Source organism: Acinetobacter sp. IK31 (genome assembly GCF_035615195.1).
GTDB classification, from domain to species: domain Bacteria; phylum Pseudomonadota; class Gammaproteobacteria; order Pseudomonadales; family Moraxellaceae; genus Acinetobacter; species Acinetobacter calcoaceticus_C.
Genome location: NZ_JANBOB010000005.1, coordinates 1 through 21,806 on the forward strand (window position 1 = coordinate 1; position 21,806 = coordinate 21,806).

General features: G+C 31.9%; 19 protein-coding genes. 13 read left to right on the top strand and 6 right to left on the bottom strand.

The window, feature by feature from the left end; all coding sequences use genetic code 11:
* From MSG66_RS03680 to MSG66_RS03720, 9 genes are all read left to right on the top strand, one after another.
* Window positions 1-412: hypothetical protein (locus MSG66_RS03680; protein WP_324652388.1), on the top strand; the 412-nt coding region annotated here is incomplete at its 5' end.
* Window positions 325-2,376: a type I secretion C-terminal target domain-containing protein gene (locus MSG66_RS03685; RefSeq protein WP_324652389.1), complete on the top strand. Its 2,052-nt coding sequence runs from the start codon at window positions 325-327 to the stop codon at window positions 2,374-2,376. The genes MSG66_RS03680 and MSG66_RS03685, both read left to right, overlap by 88 nt.
* Before the next feature lie 113 nt (window positions 2,377-2,489).
* Complete coding sequence (locus tag MSG66_RS03690) at window positions 2,490-4,148, top strand: poly alpha-glucosyltransferase (protein ID WP_324652391.1); 1,659 nt, start codon at window positions 2,490-2,492, stop codon at window positions 4,146-4,148.
* Between the two features lie 3 nt (window positions 4,149-4,151).
* Complete coding sequence (locus MSG66_RS03695; protein WP_133975187.1) at window positions 4,152-4,877, top strand: CatB-related O-acetyltransferase; 726 nt, start codon at window positions 4,152-4,154, stop codon at window positions 4,875-4,877.
* 3 nt (window positions 4,878-4,880) lie between these two features.
* Window positions 4,881-5,675 carry a serine hydrolase gene (locus tag MSG66_RS03700; protein WP_324652394.1) on the top strand — a complete coding sequence of 265 codons (795 nt, stop codon included), beginning with the start codon at window positions 4,881-4,883 and terminating at the stop codon, window positions 5,673-5,675.
* Complete coding sequence (locus tag MSG66_RS03705) at window positions 5,675-6,724, top strand: YheC/YheD family protein (protein ID WP_133975183.1); 1,050 nt, start codon at window positions 5,675-5,677, stop codon at window positions 6,722-6,724. Before MSG66_RS03700 ends, MSG66_RS03705 begins: the two co-directional genes overlap by 1 nt.
* 10 nt (window positions 6,725-6,734) lie before the next feature.
* The gene (locus tag MSG66_RS03710) at window positions 6,735-8,249 is read left to right on the top strand and encodes a glycosyltransferase (RefSeq protein ID WP_324652397.1); all 1,515 of its coding nucleotides are present in this window, start codon (window positions 6,735-6,737) and stop codon (window positions 8,247-8,249) included.
* Window positions 8,203-9,189, top strand: coding sequence for a hypothetical protein (locus tag MSG66_RS03715; protein ID WP_324652399.1), 987 nt, complete (start codon window positions 8,203-8,205; stop codon window positions 9,187-9,189). The genes MSG66_RS03710 and MSG66_RS03715 overlap by 47 nt, the downstream gene beginning before the upstream one ends.
* A gap of 600 nt (window positions 9,190-9,789) precedes the next feature.
* Window positions 9,790-10,197 (top strand): hypothetical protein, encoded by a 408-nt coding sequence (locus tag MSG66_RS03720; RefSeq protein WP_324652401.1) that lies wholly within the window; start codon window positions 9,790-9,792, stop codon window positions 10,195-10,197.
* A gap of 87 nt (window positions 10,198-10,284) precedes the next feature.
* On the opposite strand, the gene MSG66_RS03725 is transcribed toward MSG66_RS03720, so the two are convergent.
* Both MSG66_RS03725 and MSG66_RS03730 read right to left on the bottom strand, forming a co-directional pair.
* Window positions 10,285-10,659, bottom strand: a complete 375-nt coding sequence (locus tag MSG66_RS03725; RefSeq protein WP_262474426.1) for a hypothetical protein — start codon at window positions 10,657-10,659, stop codon at window positions 10,285-10,287.
* 596 nt (window positions 10,660-11,255) lie between these two features.
* On the bottom strand, window positions 11,256-11,843 hold the full coding sequence (locus tag MSG66_RS03730) for a recombinase family protein (protein ID WP_324652404.1): 588 nt from the start codon (window positions 11,841-11,843) through the stop codon (window positions 11,256-11,258).
* Between the two features lie 844 nt (window positions 11,844-12,687).
* On the opposite strand from MSG66_RS03730, the gene MSG66_RS03735 reads away from it, so the two are divergent.
* A complete protein-coding gene (locus MSG66_RS03735) occupies window positions 12,688-13,272 on the top strand; it encodes a recombinase family protein (RefSeq protein WP_324652406.1) in 585 nt (194 codons plus the stop codon).
* A gap of 725 nt (window positions 13,273-13,997) precedes the next feature.
* Here MSG66_RS03735 and MSG66_RS03740 read toward each other — a convergent pair.
* The 3 genes from MSG66_RS03740 to MSG66_RS03750 all read right to left on the bottom strand — a co-directional run bounded on the left by MSG66_RS03740 (window position 13,998) and on the right by MSG66_RS03750 (window position 18,442).
* Window positions 13,998-15,281: a ribonucleotide-diphosphate reductase subunit beta gene (locus MSG66_RS03740; RefSeq protein ID WP_262474421.1), complete on the bottom strand. Its 1,284-nt coding sequence runs from the start codon at window positions 15,279-15,281 to the stop codon at window positions 13,998-14,000.
* Between the two features lie 138 nt (window positions 15,282-15,419).
* Window positions 15,420-15,554, bottom strand: a complete 135-nt coding sequence (locus MSG66_RS03745; protein ID WP_133975165.1) for a preprotein translocase subunit YajC — start codon at window positions 15,552-15,554, stop codon at window positions 15,420-15,422.
* Window positions 15,555-15,610: 56 nt separating this feature from the next.
* Window positions 15,611-18,442 (bottom strand): ribonucleoside-diphosphate reductase subunit alpha, encoded by a 2,832-nt coding sequence (locus tag MSG66_RS03750; RefSeq protein ID WP_202743684.1) that lies wholly within the window; start codon window positions 18,440-18,442, stop codon window positions 15,611-15,613.
* A gap of 353 nt (window positions 18,443-18,795) precedes the next feature.
* Here MSG66_RS03750 and MSG66_RS18685 point away from each other — a divergent pair, with 353 nt between their 5' ends.
* From MSG66_RS18685 to bfmS, 3 genes are read left to right on the top strand one after another with little or no spacing between them, the layout of a single operon-like run.
* Window positions 18,796-18,978 carry a hypothetical protein gene (locus MSG66_RS18685; protein ID WP_016801725.1) on the top strand — a complete coding sequence of 61 codons (183 nt, stop codon included), beginning with the start codon at window positions 18,796-18,798 and terminating at the stop codon, window positions 18,976-18,978.
* Complete coding sequence (bfmR, locus tag MSG66_RS03755; RefSeq protein ID WP_003653488.1) at window positions 18,975-19,691, top strand: response regulator transcription factor BfmR; 717 nt, start codon at window positions 18,975-18,977, stop codon at window positions 19,689-19,691. The genes MSG66_RS18685 and bfmR overlap by 4 nt, the downstream gene beginning before the upstream one ends.
* 32 nt (window positions 19,692-19,723) lie before the next feature.
* The gene (gene bfmS / locus MSG66_RS03760; RefSeq protein WP_042896838.1) at window positions 19,724-21,373 is read left to right on the top strand and encodes a sensor histidine kinase BfmS; all 1,650 of its coding nucleotides are present in this window, start codon (window positions 19,724-19,726) and stop codon (window positions 21,371-21,373) included.
* Window positions 21,374-21,395: 22 nt separating this feature from the next.
* Here bfmS and MSG66_RS03765 read toward each other — a convergent pair whose 3' ends face one another.
* Window positions 21,396-21,749, bottom strand: coding sequence for a hypothetical protein (locus MSG66_RS03765; protein ID WP_133975161.1), 354 nt, complete (start codon window positions 21,747-21,749; stop codon window positions 21,396-21,398).
* Window positions 21,750-21,806 lie beyond the last annotated feature (57 nt).

Sequence of the window (21,806 nt, forward strand, 5' to 3'; positions counted from 1 at the left end):
AGCGACTCTGATTCTGACAGCGACTCTGATTCTGACAGTGACTCTGATTCTGACAGTGACTCTGATTCGGACAGTGACTCTGATTCGGACAGCGACTCTGATTCGGACAGTGATTCTGACTCTGACAGCGATTCGGACTCTGACAGCGATTCTGATAGCGACAGCGATTCGGATTCGGACAGCGATTCTGACTCGGACAGCGATTCTGACTCGGACAGCGATTCTGATTCTGATAGTGACTCGGACTCTGACAGCGACTCGGATTCAGACAGTGACTCTGATTCGGATAGCGACAGCGATTCTGACAGTGACTCGGATTCGGACTTGGTTGCGAATGATGATTTGGCAACGCTCGATGCCAATATTGATCCGACGACAAGCTCTGTACCTACACAATCTAAGACGTCTGTAGTTTTACCTTCTTATGATGGTTTGATTTTGGATTGGACTTGGGCTGCGAACAATGCCTTGCAAGTAGAAGTTCCTCAAGGAACATTGCAGGACTTTAATGTAAATATCAGTGGCTTATATGCAGGTGTGGGTATTGTGAGTTTAGGCCTCGATGTTCTTCGCCTAAATGAAAATACAGGAGAGTATGAACTTTATGAGCATATTCCAAACGCCGGAACTGCTTTTGCAGCACTTGTAGGATTCTATACAGGCGGAACGACAATTAATGATTTACCTGAAGGTCAATATGCCATTGTCATGACAAATGACCAAGGGCTTAACTTTACAGGTTTAGGCTTCCCAACTTTAACTATTCCATCAGGTGGCGTAGCAACTGATTATGGTGAGGTTGTTGTAAGTGGCAATGTCATTGTTCCTGAAGGACTAGGAGATGTAGCGGATGTTGATCCTGAAGGTCAGCCATTAGTCGTTACGCAAGTAGTTTCTGAGACTGGTAATACATTAACAGTGAATCAATCTGATAATGGTTTCCAAAAAATAGAAGGTGCTTATGGTGACCTCTATATTGATAAGGATGGGAATTATGAATACATCCGAAATCCGGAAATTCCTAACTCAGTAGGTAAAGTTGATACGTTTACTTATACAATTCAAGATGTTGATGGAAATACAGCGACAGCTAATCTCAATATCCGAATTGATAGTTCTCAAGTAGACATTAACTGGCCAACTGACCCTACTTTGGATGGTACAGTTGATTTAGTTGCTACTAATGATATCAATGGCGCTCAAGTAGATTACACAAACTTTGTTGCAACAAAATCAGCAGATCTTGGTTCAATGACGGCTTCGGTTACTCGTACTGGTAGCTTATTTGGTGGTTATACTTATACGCGTAATCCTGGAACAGATACTTCAGATGCTATTACTGTAGATAAAAATGCCTCAGCTGTTTTATCTATCAAAGTTACTACAACTGATTCATCTGGCGCTAATAATGATACCTTCGGTTATAGCGTACAAAAATTGGTAGGGGGTAGCTGGCAAACTGTATATGTTTCACCAACTACAACTTATAGTCATCCATTCCTAGGTGGGTCGAATGCTACGATCATTGATAATAGTTATTCAATACCAGCGGATAGTGTAGCGACACAATGGCGTGTAGTTTATACAAGTACCGAAAGTAATGAGTCATTCCTTATTAATGGCACTAATACAACTTCAGTACAAACTTCAGTTCAACCAACAGTGACACATTATGATGCATTTACTGCTTCTGGAGAGTTTACTCCAGCGACAGGTAACATAATTACTGATGATAGTGGTAATGGTACTGACGTAACAGGAGGTGTGGGTACTAAATTGTTTGTGGAAAATGCAGCTGGTGTATTTGTTGAAGCTACTGGTCAAACTTTAGTTTACAGTAATGGAACATTAAATATTACTGCAAACGGTACATATACATTTACTCCAAATGCCACAGCAGACGGAAGTCAAACTACAAGTTTCAATTATAAACTTATAGCTGCGAATGGTGATGAAAGTAATGTAGCTACATTAGCAATTAATTTGGGTAGACATTATGAAACGGGCACTGGAAATGATTTAATTTCTGGTACATCAGGAAATGATGTTTATACAACTGGTACTGGTGCAGATACAGTTATATTTAAACTTCTAAATACTACGGATCCTACAGGTGGAAATGGTTCAGATACTTGGAGTGATTTTAATAAAGCAGAAGGAGATAAAATCGATATAAGTAATTTATTATCAGGTCAGTCTGTTAATAATACAAATATTGGTCAATATGTAACTGCTACTCAAGTAGGTAGTGATACAGTAATTAATATAGATAGAGATGGAAGTGGAGGATCTTATAATTCTACAGAAATCTTAACTATTAAAAATACTAATACTACGATTGATGAACTACTACAAAATAGTCAAATATTATTTTAATTTGATTACTTAATAAAAGAGGATCTACGGATCCTCTTTTTATTTTGTCTAAATAATTTTTAAATTAAATGTGATATGTTATAATAAGTTAAAAGATTTTTTAAAGAGATAATATGGAAATTAATACATATAGTAAATTTGAGGAATTCAAAAGAAAATTAAAAGATTGGTTGGTAATTCAATTAAAAAGCCACTCTGAAATTGAGAAATATATATGTATTTTCTTATCTGTTGGAAATGAAAAAAAACGCTGTGAAGTATGGAATACTTTTGATGAAAATATTAATACTGTATTAAAAAGAATATATTCTTTTTTAGATAAATTATATTCTAAAAATAGAGGATTACCTGAGTTTTTTAAAATAGATATTGCATATAATATTAGTGAGGAGAACTGGGGAGATGTTGATTTTTCTGTTTTAAATCAGGAGCATAATAATCATTATAGAAAAGGTGTTAGCTTTGATGAAAAATTTAATATATGTTTTTTAGAACAAGAAATATATAGTAAAGCTATTATAAAAGGTATTTCATTTGATAAACCTAATTTTTTTGATGAAAAGAACCTTAATGATGCGATAAAAGCAAAATATAAAAATATTACTAAGTATTTTAAATTAGATGATATAAAAAAAGTGTGGGTTTTTGATACTATAGCTGCTTTTTATGAAAATGGGGTGTTTATTGATTTGCAGACTAGAGGTGTAGCAAATGGAATAAGATTTAATTCTAAAATTAATAATGCTGATATTAAAGAAATTATTATTAATAATGCTGAGTTTTTGTATAATCAAATTATGGATGATGGTCGCTTTGTTTATGGATATTTTCCCGCGTATGATAGGGAGATTAAAAGCTATAATACTGTCAGACATTGTACATCTTTATATGCATTGTTAGAAACATTGGAAGTGGATTTTAATAAAAAATATTTAGATAAAATTGAAAAATCTATAGAGTATGCATTCGAAAAATTTTATAAAATTATAGAAGAAAAAGGATTTATGATTGATGGGGAACAAGATTTAGAAATAAAATTAGGATCAAATGCAACTACAATTTTTATGCTTGCTAAATATCAGGAAATAACGGGTAATGATAAGTATCTTAAAAATGCTGAAATGTTAGCAAAAGGGATACAATATATGATTGATGAACATGGACAGACTAGTCATATTTTAAATTATCCTTCATTAAGTGTAAAAGAAAAATTTAGAATTGTATATTATGATGGTGAAGCTGCTTTAGGGCTCTTACGTTTATATCAGATTAATAAAGATGAAGATTTACTAAATACAGTTAAACTAATATTTGATAATTTTATTGTTAAAAAATATGATAAATATCATGATCATTGGTTAAGTTATTGTACAAATGAATTAACAAAAATATGTCCTGAAGAAAAATATTTTAAATTCGGAATGAATAATTATCTGAATCACATGGATTTTATTAAAAATAGAAAAACTGCTTATGCAACATTTTTAGAAATGATGATGTCAGCATATAAAATGGTTTTATATATGCGAGATAATGGTTATCTAGATTTATTTAATGAAGCTAAGTTTAATGAATTAAAAGAATTAATTAAATATAGAGTTGAATTTCAACTTTCTACAGGTTTCTTTTATCCAGAATTAGCGATGTATATGGCTAGGCCAGACAAAATTAAGAATGCATTCTTTGTTAGGCATGATCGTTTTAGAGCAAGAATAGATGATCAAGAGCATAATTTATCTGGTTTAGTAGCTTTTTATAAATATTTTGAGTGACATATGAAAAGACAATATATAGAGCTAAAAAAAAATATGAGTAAACATAATATATATTTTACTCGTAATGGTAACTCAAGGTTTCTTGATGAAGATTACATTAATTTTCTCGAAAAAGTAGAAATTGAACCATTTTGTGCATTTTTAGTCGGTAATAATGTTTGGAGTATGGGGGCATTTTCTTATAGCTGGTCTGTATTACCAATTACGACTAAAGTAGGTCGGTATTGCTCAATAGCAGAGGGAGTAAGAGTGCTTGGTTTAAGGCATCCTCATGAATGGCTCACAACCTCAGCAACAACATATGATCGAAATTTTATAATTTATCAAAAATATTTGGAAGTTAATAAGATGGATCAAAATGCCCGAAGGTTACCAAATAACCCTGAGTTCAAAATACTTGATATTGGTCATGATGTTTGGATAGGGGCAAGGGTGTTGCTAAAACCAACAATAACTATCGGAAATGGAGCTGTAATTGCTGCAAATTCAGTCGTTACAAAGGATGTTCCCCCTTATGCAATTGTCGGTGGTAATCCAGCCAAAATTATAAAATACAGATTTGATGATGATATTATTAATCATTTATTAAAATCAAAATGGTGGGAATATGGATTTTCAGATATTCAAAAACTGGAAATAGATAATATTCAAAAATTTTTAATTGAATTTAATTTACAAAAAAACAATTTAGTAAAAATGAACTTAGAAAAATTAATAGTGGAGTGAAGGATGAGCACTATTACAAGTATTGATACTAGATTAATAGGATTAGCCGAATTTAACTCAATTATGAAAAAAATTGAGAGAATCTCTGCTAAATCATTATCAATCTATATTGTTAATGAAGAGCATAGTATTGAGGTTTATTCTAGGAATGAAAATATAAAAATTGTACCTGGGTCAGTTATAAAATTATTAACACTCTTTTTGGTATTCGATTTAAATATTTCTTTAAGAGAGATTGTGAAAATTAAAAAAAATAATCTAATTGTTGGAAGTGGTTATAACTTATTTGAAAATGATCTTATAACAATTAATGACTTACTTAAAAATATGTTATTTAAATCAAGTAATACAAGTGCTGAGGTTTTAAAAGAAGTAATTGAAGAAAAAACGAAAATTTCTTATGAAGAGCATGCAATAAAATTAATAAATAAACTCGGGATGAAACTTACAAATATTTTAAATTCCCATGGCTTATATAAAAACAAACAATATACAACTGTTGATGATTTATTGAAACTAGTTGTTAATATGTTGAAGAACAAAAAAATAGAATCTTTCTTATTTTATGCTCATCAGAGTATCGTTGTTCAGAGAAATAAAAATTATATCAATATTGATTTTGAAACAAATGAAAAAATATTTATTAAAACAGGAACACTTTTTCCCAATGTATTTAATAGTATACAGATAGTAAAAATACGCAATAATTACTTTGTTGCTTGTCTAGGATATTCAAAAAGTGATCATAGTAGATTGATTGATCAAGAAATAATTAATGATTTAATGGGAGTAATATAATGTCTATATTTGGAATTTTAAAACCAGCAAAGAATCTAACAGATGTAGAGGAAATTTTCATTATTGTTGCCCAAAGCCGAGGGCACGAAGCTTATGTTTTTACAGCAAAAGATGTATGTTTTGAAACTGAAAAGATAGTAGGTAAGACTATATTAAATGGAAAAGTTTTAGAAAAAGAATTTAACTTTCCTGATGTAATTCAAAATAGGCTAGCTGTTAAGGCTGAGGATAAAGAAATATATTTAAAATTAGCAGAAATAATTCCTTTTACTTCAAATAGAATTGGAACAAAAAAAAATGTTGATCTAAAACTTAAAAAAATCGAAGATATCAATGAATTCTTGATAAGTGTTGATGACTGTAAAGAATTTGATGATCTTTCGAATGCAATTCAAAAATATAAAAAAGTGATATTAAAACCATTATCAAGTAATCAAGGAAAAGGAATTTTTTCTGTAGAATTTTTAGGTAAAAAATATATAGTAAAACAATTGGATAAAAGATATGAGTTTAATAAAAATGAACTTAGAAATTTTTTTGATAAAGATATCAAAAATAAAGGTTACTCCTTAAGTAAATATTTTAATAGTTCTACAAATAATTCACTTAATACAGTCTTTCGGATGCAAATTAGTAGAGGCGCAGGTGGAAAGTGGAAATTAATAAAATTCTTTCCCTACGTAAATATTAATAAAAATATTGATATTACAAATGGTATGCAAGGAGCCTTAATTACCACACGTGAAAAAATGTTTTTAGAACAATTTTATCCAGACTCATTTGAAAAAATTAATAAAAGTATAAAGAAGATCTTCGAAAAATTTCCACTCGCTTTTCAAAAGCAATATGCATGGCGTTTAGACTCATTAGGATTAGACTTAGGCATTGATCAGGAAGGGAATATTGCTATATTTGAAGTCAATGCAGGCCCCGGAATTGGATTTATGGCCTATCCTGTAGCTAAAGCTCAGGTTGATTACTATGAGTGGTTACAAGAAAATGCAAAACCCCCTTTCAAAAATAATTTTTTACCTATCAATTTAAGATAAGGGAATCATAATGTTAAAGGAAAAGAGTATATATATGCTTTATCCTGCAATTAAGCAGGAAAAAAATGGTCTATTAATTGCGTTGATCAAGAGAGCAGATTTATTTAGTAGAAATAGAATTAAAGTAAATATATGTACTCTTTCGTATAACCCTATGATTAATTTACTTTATAAGGATCTGTATATAAGTAAATTGTTGGATTTTGAAGTCAATGAAAATATTAATTTTTTAAATTTATATTCTTTTTATCAAAAAAATGAATTTTCAATTAATTTTGAAGCTGAAGAAAATTATAAATTTACTATAGAAGAAAAAAATATTGAAAGTGATAGTTTAGGAAATTTTAAAGTCTTTGATGATAAAAATAAACTCTGTAAATATTATGTTAAAAATAAGCAAGGACTTTTAAGTCATATAAATATTTTTGAATCCGGACAAATAGTTAAAAGATTGAAATTTAATGAAAAGGGAGTTTTGAGCTCATCACAAGTCTTAGATAGTAATAGATTAGTTATCACAGAAGACTTCTATGATATTAATAATCATCTTGTTCTATCTAGAAATTATAATAAGGAAGGAAAGATAGTTAGTCTATATCTATATGAAGCGGAGGGTGTAATTTCACGAAAGTTTAGTTCAGAAATTGAATTGTTTGAATATACTTTATCCAAAATTAATATGAATGAACACAAGGTTTATATTATTGACAGAGCTATAGTTTTTGCAAAAAAAATTCTATTGAATAAAAAAGAAAATTCTACTGTGATTGGGGTTATTCATGCTGCACATTATTCAAAAGCTAGAGAAAAAGACTCAAAAGCTAATGCTCACTACAATAGCTATATTGAGAACTTAAATAAAATAGATCATCTTATTTTTCTAACAGAGAAACAAAAAATAGATTTTAGTGAAAGATTTGGTTTTTATTCTAACTATACCGTTATCCCACATTTCTACAAAAGTACAAGCTTTGGTGATAGTTCAACTTCACGACAGAAATATCAATGTGTATGCTTAGCAAGATTTGATAAAGTAAAAAGGCTAGATTTACTTATCGAAATATTTGGTGAAATTCACAAAAAAATTCCTCAAGCAAATTTAGATATTTACGGTTTTGGACCTGAAAAAGAAAACTTAATAAAAATTATAAAAAATAATGATTTGGAAGGAATAGTCCGACTACGAGATTTCGTTTCCGATGTAAATTCCGTACTCAAAAATGCAGATCTAATGTTATTTACTAGCGGATCTGAAGGGTTTTGTATGGCTATATTAGATTCTCTAAAGAATAATTGTCCAGTAATTTCTTTTGATATTGATTATGGACCCAGTGAAATGATTATTAATGACTATAATGGGTATTTGATTGAGGATAATAACACGGAAAAATTTATTAATACTACTGTAGAATTATTAAAAAATAGAGAGAAAATAAGTTTATTCCATAAAAACTGCGCTAAATCTGTATGGAGATTCAATGATGAAAATAATTTTAAGTTATGGAAAAATATTATATTTAAATAATATGTTGAAGATTATTTTCTTATTTTTAATCTCATCATTGAGCTTGGCTTGTTTAGCGGCGGATAAAGAAAATATGGCTATCAAAGAAGAAAAAAAATATTATAAATCTGGAAAAATCAGGGTAGTCTATAGTCTGAATGAGATAGAACAGACAGATATCAATAAGAATAATATTCCAGATTATATAGAAAACATCGCAATTCAAGCTAATGCAACTATAGATGCACTTGACTATCTAGGTTTTATTAATCCTCTCAATAGCCCTAGATATAAATCTGAGGTAAGGTATATTGATATTCATGTAGTTGGTCTAAGTTATAATGGTATTGCCTACGATAAACCCTATTTATCCAGTTTTGAGGGGGCAAAAAAAGAAAAAGCATTATTAATCAAATTAAATAGTAGATTAAAAAATTTTCCGGGTAATTACTGGACAGTTGTTGCTCATGAGATATTTCATCTTTATCAATATGGGTATAGTCCATTAAAACCAAGTTGGTATCTTGAAGGTATGGCAAACTGGTCAGAAAGATTATTAAGAAAAGATGACATTGATATAAAGGGGAGAGTTCTTTTACCAACAAGTAGTAGCAGTTTACAAAATAATATTTACCAAGTACCTTACAATAAGTTGTGGTATAGGTTAGCTTTTTTGTCTAAGATGAATGACAGTCAATTGAATTTACCAGATAGCATAATAAAGCGTACGTATGTTGATGATAGTTTAGTTTTTAAAGATAAGTCTTTCTCTGGTTATATATTTATGAGGAATTTTTTATCAAATTTATCACTAGTAGCAAGTGATCGAAGTGTCTTACTTCCATTAAATAGATATAATAATTTTTATAACTCAGCAATAGTTATTAAATGCCTTAAAAAAACAATCCTAGAATCTGGAATAAAACTAAATTCTGATGAGAAAGATTTTTTATCTTTGTAATTCTTGATGTCTATAATTTGTTTTATTAAGCTTGAAAATAAGAAATTTTTTATATTTAATTAATTTTAAATATAAAAATTAAAAAATAGTTTTATTATATTTTTAATATTTTTCTAAAAGTATAGTTTTTTAAATTATTAAAAAAATTACTTTTTTAATTGAAAGGTGACTTAAAAAGTGGATTTAAAACATAATTTTAAAACATTTTTTAAGTTGTTAGTGAGCTTATTCCATGTAAAATAAGGATAATTTTTTTCTTATAAAAATTTATTTTGCACTTAATTAATTTGTAATTGATAAGGCTTAGCTCTCATGTGAAGATAATCTTGAGGATGCTTATTATATAATTATCCTCGTATTTCAGGTTTGAGTGATATTCACTAAGTCCACAGTCTTTTAGGGTGTGGATTCTTCTTAATTGATAAAGAATTTAAACTATATTGATTTCTTTTATTTTTATTTAAGAGTGTAAAGTTAAACTTCACTTAAACTTATTTTAGTGACATATCTATTATTAATAATCCTACTTCTATAAAATTTAATTTAAGATGGATTTTATAAAAATGGATGTTTATATATTTAACATGAGGATTAAAATTAATGAAGAATTTAATTCTAACTCAAATCATATTTTCATTAACACTAATCTTAGCTGGATGCGTGAATCAACCGTATGGGCATCAATCGGTTTATTCGCCAGCTTCTATTAATACCATTGCTAATCATAAGTTGTACTTGATAGCAGAAAAATCAGGCTATGCTAGCGTAGGTACGGGTGAGGTTACCGAAGATAAAGCTGCTCAATATGCAAGTAATCATAAGAAAACAGTGATTTGTGATAAGCATCATTACTATGCTGCGAGTAATGTTAGTAGTGATTTGAAACAGACAAAAATTATTTTAGTAAGTGGTGAAGAGATTGATGTCTCTAAATCATGCTGGGTAGAAGATGCAAAGCCACAAAATTCAATTTATGTCTCTAAATCATCTGTTAGTCATGGTTTTTAATAATTAAGTACATAAAAGTAGACTAAGCTTTAGCTGCTTAGTCTGCCTATAAGACATTCAAATAATTTTAAGAAAGTTTTTTAAACGTTAGCTATTTAAACTAAAGTAATTAATTGAAGCAATAGCCTGAAAATAGTTTTTATATAATTCTATATTTAAATCTATCAAATTATTTTTTTCAATTTCTATTAAGTATATTTTATTATTGTTTACTTCATTTCTTTTTAAAATATACTCTATTATTGAACCTATTTCATTTTTTTTACTTATATTTATTTTTATTATAAAAACTGAAAAACCTATTTCTTTCATTTTTTTTGCATAGAAGCTAGCATAAGTTTTTGTACTTTTTATTAAACCTGTATCAAAAATAATAATTGTAGGAAAAGGTCCAATTCCTGTAGGAATATAAATCTTACCTGTTGTTGGGCCTATTGAAGAATTCCAAAAAATATCATTCATATTAAATATTTATCATATTTTAAAATAAATAAATTTTCATAATATATGCTTTAAAAGCATAAAATTGCTCTCGTTGAAAGCCAAAATTTATAAATTTCAAATGGTTAAATTGTTAAGCCATATTTCTAAATAGATTTATACTATAAAGATTTTCTTGAGAGTTGAATCATTTTAATTCATAGGAAGCAACTCTACGATGTAAATATAATATAATCAATAGAAAATTTATATAAATTATATTTTATTTAAAGTAGTTGTGCTAAATTATTGAAAATTAAAATATTTTTTTGATATATTTAGAGTTGGATAATTATAGATTTAAAGCAAAAATAATTATAATAAAAACTATAAAAATTACTTTTAACGAATTATAAGGAAAAAAGTAATTTAATATATAATAGTTTATATCTAAATTTCAAACGGAAATAAATTTTGAATTTATAAATGTCAATGCTTTATTTTGTTTGGTTCCTAAAATTTAGCGTTATCTGAAGTTGAGTTTACTTAGCCGCCTAATACTTGCTAATATTATATGAATCATTACTCTTCCTTTTCTATATTATTCCATGTGCGTTATAGAATATAAATCCTAATAATTACAATATATTACTTTTCGTTGCATTATTTAAAATTCTTTGGATTACTGTTCTTGTAACTGAAAATTCTTTAGCGAGTGAATATACGCTATAGCCTTTCTTAAATAATTCAATCACTCTATTTTTTTGTTCATTATTTAAAATTTCTGGCCGACCAACTTTTCTTGTTGGTTTGTGATCCTTAAATATCTTATTGTCAGACTTGAACAACTTCTCAAATTCGGCTGATAACTTTAAAAAATGGAGGAAAAAAATTTTCAAGTCACCATTAATTTCATTTTTAGAATAATCTAAGCATATTAATCGGATCTTTTTTTGATCAATTTTATCAACTATTCCTAAAATTTCCTCAAAGCTGTTACCTAAGCAATCCATGCTTTTTATCACTAAAGCATCTCCTTCTTCTAAAGAATAGCTTATTAAATTAAGAAATTTATCTCTATAAACAATAGATTTATCAACAGATACTTCTTCTACTACTAATCTATTCTTTTGGATTTTATAGCCATACTCACTAAAAAAAGAGATATATCTAGAAAATTCAAATTGCAAATTAGGCTCTATTCTAACATAGGCATATGTACGCATATTAAAACACCAAAATTAAACAAAAACAAAACAAATCTTAGCATCTTATTTTTTTAAAAAAAACATGAACTAAATCACAAAAGTGTACTATACAGTGTTTAAAACATATAAATTAAGTACATAACTAATAATTATTTCCTCCTAACTTTTATTAATATCTATAAGTATATTAATTAATATTTTTTTTGATATAGTATATTGCATTTTGAATTAACCATTTACTTTAAATATTTATGAATTTAATATAAATCTGATATTAAAATCTAGTTTTATTTGTTATTTAAATTAATTTAAGTAAATAAAATATAAGAAAATAAAATGTTATTAGTTTTTTGCTTGTTGATTATCAACTTATGTATTTGAATTTTAATAACTTATTTTTTGTTTTTATTTTGTTTTTGATTGGGTGTATAAATTTATTAAAAATTAAATACATAGGTTTAAAACAGATTCAAATAATTAATTATAAGAATTACTTATTTTGTAGCTATAAATATATTTATCCATGGTTTTTTAAAATTTTAATATTTTATTCTAATATTATTTAAAATTTATTGTTAATATTTTTCTAATTTTGATTAATGGTATCTAACGTTAAAAATAATAATTAATTTACTATGCTTTTATCTTGTCATTTATATAATGTTTTTTGATATTATATATTTTTTTGTTTTTTTAATGAGTGGAACTATAAAAAGATTTATATTAATATAAATAAGTATAAATTTAAGATATTAATTATAAAACAAACAATAAGTGAAGCTCTAAAAGTGTTAAGAACCAATTCTTTGATTTGAACATACTTTGGAAATGTACTTCACATAACTCTAAGGAATGGGGAAGTATGCGTACTTATGCTTATATGCGGTTTAATTCTAATATTGATGAATTTGATAAAGAAAAAGATTTTTTTATTTCATTGTTAAATGATTTTAACCATATAGTTCAATATAGTAGAGTAGTGTTAGAGTTAGTCTCAGTTGATAAGACCATTACTTTTAGAACTATATTTTTTAATTTAATTAATTATTCTTTGGAAGAGGGTGACTTTTTAATTGTTAAAAGCATTGACTGTTTAGGAAATTGTTTTAAAGAAATATTATCTACAATTATTTTAATTGAAAGAAAAAAAATTAAATTGCTTATATTGGATTATATAAATAGTGAGTTGGAAGGTGATATTAAAAACAACCTTATCCATTTTTTAGAAATTTGCATTGATTTTGAGAAACTTTTCTTGTCTGATCAAACTGTACAAAAAAAACATAGCTTATCTAAAAAAGTTGGTAGACCAGAAAAATTAACAAATGATCAAAAACAGGAAGTCATTAATAAGTTTAAAAAAGGATTTAGTGTATATTCTTTAGCTAAGGATCTTGCTGTGTCGAGGACTGTGATACAAAGAATAATTGAAAAATCTAGTGAGTAATTATAAATATTAATATTAGATTAAAATATTTTTTATTTTTTGGTTGCTTGTTGTGTATTAAATTGTGTTTTAATCTTTAATTTAATACTTATTAATTTAAATCTTAATTTTTAAATTAAATTCATATTGATGTTTTTATTTTTCTATTGATATTGTTATATAATTTTTATAGTGTAATTTTAATTAATTGAAAGTTGTGTTGCCTAACTATACGATTAATCATAGGATGTAATAAAATAAAATATGGATACGAATATTGATTTAAATAAATGGAGGTGCTCTATATGTAATGGTTTTATTGAGATTGATCATTCAAAAATTCAAAAAGAAGATTCAGTACAATTTATATACAGGCGAATAACTAATAATAATTCTTTTTATTTTATTTATAGAGTTGGTTTGGTAGTTAGCCGAAAAGAAAAATTATTAACTATTAAATATAAAAGTAGGCTATATAAAGTTCTCGATAGTGATACTTATCCTATAAGTGCTCCAGCTCTTATTATCTATAATATGTTTTGGATTTGCGGTTGTTAGTTTCTGAATGTTAAAAAGATTTTTATATTTGCCTGATTGATTAGCGTAGAATTTTAATTTCTATGTTTTTGATTTTTATTATTTATTTGAATCTTTTTTAACTACTGATTCTATCTAAATTAATGAATTATATCTTGAATAAAAAAACCGCCATTAATAGCGGTTTTTTATTTAGCACATGCTTAAACTTACCAGCTTAACGCACCACCAGTTTGGTAGTCAGTTACGCGAGTTTCAAAGAAGTTCTTCTCTTTACGCAAGTCCATCATCTCAGACATCCAAGCAAACGGGTTCGTTACACCAGCAAATTGCTCTTGTAAACCAAGTTGTGCTAAACGACGGTTACAGATGAATTTTAAATATTCTTCCATCATGCTTGCGTTCATGCCCAATACACCACGTGGCATAGTGTCACGAGCATATTCAATTTCAAGCATTGTGCCTTCAACAATCATTTGAATCACTTCTTGTTGGAACTCGCCACTCCAAAGGTGAGGGTTCTCAATCTTGATTTGGTTAATCATATCGATACCAAAGTTCAAGTGCATAGACTCATCACGCAAGATGTATTGGAACTGCTCGGCAACACCATTCATCTTGTTACGACGACCCATACTCAAAATTTGAGTAAAGCCGCAGTAGAAGAAGATCCCTTCAAGAACACAGTAGAATGCAATCAGGTTACGGAGTAAAAGCTGATCATTTTCAGGCGTGCCCGTGTGAAAATTAGGGTCGGTTAAAGAGTGAGTATATTTCAAGCCCCAAGCTGCTTTACGCGCAACAGATGGAACTTCACGGTACATGTTGAAGACTTCGCCTTCATCCATACCTAAAGATTCGATACAGTATTGGTAAGCGTGAGTGTGAATCGCTTCCTCAAATGCTTGACGTAAAATGTACTGACGGCATTCAGGGTTAGTAATGTGGCGGTAAATTGCCAATACCAAGTTGTTTGCAACCAAAGAGTCAGCAGTCGAGAAGAAACCTAAAGAACGCATAACAATAGTACGTTCGTCTTCGGTCAAGCCATTTTCGGACTTCCAAAGCGCGATGTCATGGTTCATGTTAACTTCTTGAGGCATCCAGTGGTTTGCACACCCGTCAAGATATTTCTGCCAAGCCCACTCATATTTAAATGGAACAAGCTGGTTCAAGTCCGCACGACAGTTAATCATGGCTTTGTCGTCAACCTGAACACGTTGTGCACCCATTTCTAGCTCTTCTAGGCCAGGGGCAGCATCTAAATGTTCTAGGGCAGCAGCGGCTCTAGCCACCGTATCGGAGGCAACTGTTGGTCGCACGGAATGGGTTCCAGCGGGTTGTGAAGTTGCCAAGCTCTGCGATGATGACTCCGCAGAAGATACATTCTGCGAATGAGTCGTTTTTTCCGTATTGACGGGCGCAGACTTGAGTTCAGGAGCAACCGGTTTTTGCGAATCATCTTCAAAATCGTCCCAACTAAGGATAGACATTTTTCTTCTCTCTTCGTTGTATATATCTGTATTTGACATCTCTAAAACGAAGATGTCCCTACTATACGCTTTTAATGTGTAAACAAAATTAAGTTTTATTGATGCACGACCAAATTTTGGGCCTTTGGTCTCTACTCCCTACAACTTATTTTGCTTACGCTGTTGCTTACGTATTGTGAAAAATGCGTAAACCAGTGGCATATAAAAGAAAACAAAGGCAAAGATTAAAACTCCTACACCAAGCATATAGTTATGACTAAGATGAAAAAGCATAATCTTTACCTCTTTTAAAGTTGCTCTTTAGTGAAAAAGAGCAACTTTATTGAATGTTATTGGCAAGCTTCACAATCAGGATTGTCGATTGAACAAGCCATTGGAACTGGAGCTGCTTGGGTAAAACCGTCTTCTTCAACTGCTTCAGGTTTTTTCGCTTCTACAACAGGTGCAGCTACAGGAGCTACTTCAACAGATGCAGGCTTAACAGCGTTTAAAGCACCTGTGTTGATTGTAGATTTTTCAGCAGAAGTTGCGCCTAAAGCTCGGAGGTAATAAGTCGTTTTAAGACCACGTAACCATGCCATCTTGTAAGTGATGTCAAGTTTCTTACCATTTGCACCAGCAATGTAAAGGTTAAGCGACTGAGCTTGATCGATCCATTTCTGACGGCGTGATGCAGCATCCACGATCCAGCGTGTATCTACTTCAAACGCAGTTGCAAAGATTGCTTTTAATTCTTCAGGAATACGAGCAATTTTTTGTACTGAACCTTCGAAGTGTTTAAGATCATTTACCATCACTGTGTCCCAAAGACCACGTTCTTTTAATGCACGAACGAGGTATGGGTTAATAACAGTGAACTCACCAGACAAGTTAGATTTCACATATAAGTTCTGGAAAGTTGGCTCAATAGATTGAGAAACACCACAAATGTTTGAAATGGTTGCAGTAGGAGCAATTGCCATCACGTTTGAGTTACGCATACCATCTTTTTGAACTTTGGCACGTAAAGTGTCCCAGTCTAAACGTTGAGTACGGTCAACTTCGAACATACGTTCTGGACGAGATTTCGCAACAATTTCCAAAGAGTCAATTGGAAGGATACCTTGATCCCACAATGAACCTTTGAATGTTGAGTAAGCACCGCGTTCAACAGCCAAGTTGCTCGAAGTTTCAATAGCGTAGTAGCTAATCACTTCCATTGACTCGTCAGCAAAGTTAACTGCGTCGTCAGAACCGTAAGCCATGCCCATTTCATAAAGTGCATCTTGGAAGCCCATAATACCCATACCAACAGGGCGGTGCTTCAAGTTAGAGTTTTTCGCTTGTGGAACAGCGTAATAGTTAATGTCGATAACGTTATCGAGCATACGAACTGCTGTTTTAACTGTGCGAGCTAACTTCTCACGGTCTAATACACCGCCTTGAACGTGTTGTACAAGGTTAATCGAACCCAAGTTACATACTGCAATTTCATCTTGATTTGTATTAAGCGTAATTTCAGTACATAAGTTAGATGAGTGAACTACACCCACATGTTGTTGTGGTGAACGTAAGTTACACACATCTTTGAATGTAATCCATGGGTGACCAGTTTCAAACAACATAGAAAGCATTTTGCGCCATAAGTCTTTAGCACGTACTTTCTTATGTAGCATGTTTGTTTCTTTTGCTACAGATTCGTAGTAAGCATAACGCTCAGCAAACTCAGCACCTGTTAGGTCATGTAGGTCTGGTGTTTCAGAAGGGGTGAATAATGTCCAGTCACCATCTTCAAATACACGTTGCATAAACAAGTCTGGAACCCAGTTCGCAGTGTTCATGTCGTGTGTACGGCGACGGTCATCACCAGTGTTTTTACGAAGTTCTAAAAACTCTTCGATGTCTAAGTGCCAAGTTTCTAGGTACGCACAAACAGCACCTTTACGCTTACCACCTTGGTTTACTGCAACAGCTGTATCGTTCGCAACTTTTAAGAATGGAACAACACCTTGAGACTTACCGTTTGTACCTTTAATGTAAGAGTTCAAGGCACGCACAGGTGTCCAGTCATTACCTAAACCGCCTGCCCATTTAGAAAGCATTGCGTTGTCACGCATTGCACCATAAATGTCATAGAGGTCATCGCCAATCGTGGTTAAATAACAACTTGAAAGCTGTGGACGTAACGTACCAGCGTTAAACAGGGTAGGCGTAGATGCCATGTAGTCGAAGCTAGACAATAAGTTATAGAACTCGATTGCACGTTCTTCTTTATCTTGCTCATTTAATGCAAGACCCATTGACACACGCATGAAGAATAATTGCGGTAATTCAAAACGCACGCCGTTTGAGTGAATGAAGTAACGGTCAAATAGAGTTTGTAAACCTAAATAGGTAAACTGGTTAGAGCGTTCTGGCTGAATAGCGGCTGCCAGTTTTTCTAAGTCAAAATTGAGTAAATCTGGTGAGATCAAATCAAGCTCTACACCTTTTTTCAAGAAGGCTTCAAGCGCTTCATTTTCAGGCGTGTCTGTTGATAAGCCTAAGAATGCTAAACCTGTACCCACTAACTCATGACAAAGCAAACGAGCAGTCACGTAAGTATAGTTTGGTTCTTGTTCAATACGAGTACGTGTTGCCATCATCATGGTGGTGGCAATATCAGTCTCTTTTACGCCGTTATATAAGTTCTTAACGGTTTCATCCACAATGGCTTGAACGTCAATACCTTCCAAACCTTCAGCAGCTTTAGCTACAGTCGCTTGCAATGCACTTAAATCAAGTGGCTGAAGCTGACCGTTTGCATCGGTCACTTGTAAAGTAGGATGGTGGTTTGAGTTCGTTTGCTGACGAGCAGTCGTACGTTGTTCGCGGTAAATCACGTAAGCGCGGGCAACTTTCTGTTCTCCGGTACGCATTAAAGCAAGTTCAACCTGATCTTGAATTTCTTCAATATGGATCGTACCGCCCGATGGTAAACGGCGAGTGAAAGTATTTAATACCATTTCCGTCAGTTGGGTAATACGGTCGTGAATACGGCTTGAATCCGAACTCTGTTGACCTTCCACAGCAAGAAAAGCTTTACCAATCGCAACAGAAATTTTCTCTGCATCAAATGCAGCAACATCTCCAGTGCGTTTGATCACCTGAATTTGACCGGGAGTCGAAGTAATTACGCTCATGCCAGCATAGCTCCATTGTCACTTTTGTTATGTTTATAGACCGTTTGAACCGAGCAAAAAGTATGCCACGATGTTTGAGGGATAAACACAAGACTTAGTAGTTAAAGTTTATTTTGAACACAAGATACGGGATTTTTCATAGCAGATCAATCTTGACTTTTTAGTAATTTTTTATCTGTATGATTTGATGGGAGATAGCATAGCAAAGCTATCAAAAAACACTTATAGATAACTTTGTGGATAACTCAAAAAACAAGCACTTAAATACAATTAAAGTAATTAAAGAAATAATTTGTTTAATATTCATACATTGGAATTATGAATAGAATATGAAATTTAATAACAATAACTAAATACTAAAAACACGAGAAAATTCAAAGGTTAATAAAATGCAACAAAACATGGTTGTCATGTATCAGTTTGGTGAACGCCTACTTGTTTACAATGTAAACGTGTGTATATTGCAAATGATAAACGAATGTATCTGCAAGATTTTTAAGATGCATGTAATGAGATTTATAGGGGCAATGATATGAGCCAAGAAGAAAAGTTACCAAAGATTCTGATCGTTGAAGACGACGAGCGTTTAGCACGATTAACTCAAGAATATTTAATCCGCAACGGCTTGGAAGTTGGTGTAGAAACTGATGGTAACCGTGCAATTCGTCGTATTATTAGTGAACAACCAGATCTAGTGGTCTTGGATGTCATGTTGCCGGGTGCCGATGGTTTAACCGTTTGTCGTGAAGTTCGCCCACATTATCATCAACCGATTCTTATGTTGACTGCACGTACAGAAGATATGGATCAGGTACTTGGCCTAGAAATGGGAGCAGACGACTATGTCGCTAAACCAGTTCAGCCACGTGTACTTTTAGCCCGTATCCGTGCGTTATTACGCCGTACAGATAAAACTGTAGAGGACGAAGTTGCACAACGTATCGAGTTTGATGACCTTGTGATTGATAATGGCGGTCGTTCAGTAACGTTGCATGGTGAGCTTGTTGATTTCACTAGCGCAGAATATGACCTATTATGGTTGCTTGCATCAAATGCTGGCCGTATCTTATCGCGCGAAGATATCTTCGAACGTTTACGCGGTATCGAATACGATGGTCAGGACCGTTCAATCGATGTTCGTATCTCACGTATTCGTCCAAAAATTGGCGATGATCCTGAAAATCCAAAACGTATTAAAACAGTACGTAGTAAAGGTTACTTGTTCGTTAAAGAAACCAACGGGTTATAAGGTCTGTATAAACTTCCTATAAGGTTGGTCGAGTGTTTAAACACAGCATATTCCTGCGAATATATGCGGGACTGGTAATTCTTGTTGTTTTGGTTGCCGTTTTTGGCTATTTGCTTGTACAAATTATCAATTATCAACGAGCACAAGAATACAGAGAGTCTTTAACTGATGGTATTTCTTATGTCATTAGTGAGGGAGTCGCTCGACAACCGGGGAAGCAACAGAAAATAGACTGGGTTTCAGATGCATCAGATTTATTGGAACTTCCAATTTATTATACTGATGCGAGCAAGGTTGAGTTATCTCGTACCGAGAAAAAACGAATCGAAGCCCAAAAGTCTGTTGTCCGTTACGATGCCAGTAATAGTATTGCGTATATTATTATCGGTTTACGTGATGATCCTCAGCACTTTTTATCTATAAAAGTGGACAAAATTAGTGAGCGCCAAATGAAGGCTCTCCCTATTTTTGTACTTGATTATTTAATGTTTTATCCGGGGCAAGAACAAGAATATCTTGCTAAGATTCAAAAACATTTCTCATATCCAATTAATATCTACAATATTCAAGATATTAATTTGGACTCTGAGCAAATTGGTCGTTTACGCCAAGATCAAAGTGTCATGTTGTACAAAGATAGTGCAACAATGCGTGGTACAACCATTTCAATCGTATCTCCAATCCCAAATCATCCGACACAAGTTCTGGTTCTTGGACCGGTTCCAATGTTTAACTGGATGCCGCTACAGCTTTCTGCCGGGATTACCTTATTTAGCCTATTCTTACTGAGTTTAGGTGTTTATGGTCTCATCTTGCCGTTAGAGCGTAAAATTCGCCAAGTGCGTTATGCGTTAAACCGTATGAAGTCAGGTGACTTGTCATTGCGTGTTCCTATTGAGGGAAGTGACGAGATGGCAAACTTGGCATCAAGTTATAACAATATGTCGGATCATATTCAGCGTTTAATTGAGGCACAGCGTGAGTTGATGAGAGCCGTATCTCATGAGCTTAGAACGCCAGTTGCCCGTATACGCTTTGGTACAGAGATGTTGGCAGAAGAAGATGATTACAATCATCGTATGCATCAGGTCGACATGATTGATAAAGACATTGAGGCGCTCAATACCTTAATCGATGAAATCATGACTTATGCAAAACTAGAGCAGGGTACACCTTCATTAGATTTTGCTGAAATTACTTTATTTGATGTATTAGATCAGGTTGCGGTAGAAACTGAAGCCTTAAAAACGCAAAAAGAAATTGAACTTGTTGCTCCTCCTCTTTATGTGAAGGTAGATGCAGAACGTCGTTATTTACATCGGGTTGTTCAAAACTTAGTAGGTAACGCTGTTCGTTATTGTGATAATAAAGTTCGAATTACCGGTGGTATTCACAGCGATGGCATGGCTTTTGTTTGTGTTGAAGATGATGGCGCTGGAATTCCTGAGCAAGATCGTCAAAGAGTATTTGAAGCGTTTGCCCGTTTAGATGATAGCCGTACTCGTGCATCGGGTGGCTATGGTTTAGGGTTGTCAATTGTGAGTCGTATTGCTTATTGGTTCGGTGGTGAAATTAAAGTAGATGAAAGTCCTACTTTAGGTGGAGCTCGCTTTATCATGACATGGCCTGCAAAACGCTTTAAACAACCTCCGTTGAAAGCCAATAAAAAAGCACCTTCATAAAGGTGCTTTTTTATTGCATCATTTATAATCGAGTCGCATCTGGTTCCAAAATAGGTTTTCCGCTTCTTAAGCTGGTCAACGCATCGGAATTAAAGTCGATCAGTAATGAATTATTTTTTGCATCAATCTGGTATTTTTGAATAAGAGGTTGATCTCCATTAATCGTTTCTATTTTATATTCATCTGCAATATGCAAAATACTTTCTAGGTTTGTTGTCGTTGATGCAAAATCCTGCCTAAATATTTCATAGACATCTCGTAAGTCAAAAATTGCATTGTTAGCATCTGGATGTTTGTGAATATAGCTTTCTATATGTCGCACAAGTAACTGTGCAAACAGGTAGTAGTTTGGTTTATGCGTATATTCTAGAGTCATGCATTTTTCTCCTTATTATCTGTTATTAGCATACATGGCAAAATATGGGATATTGTA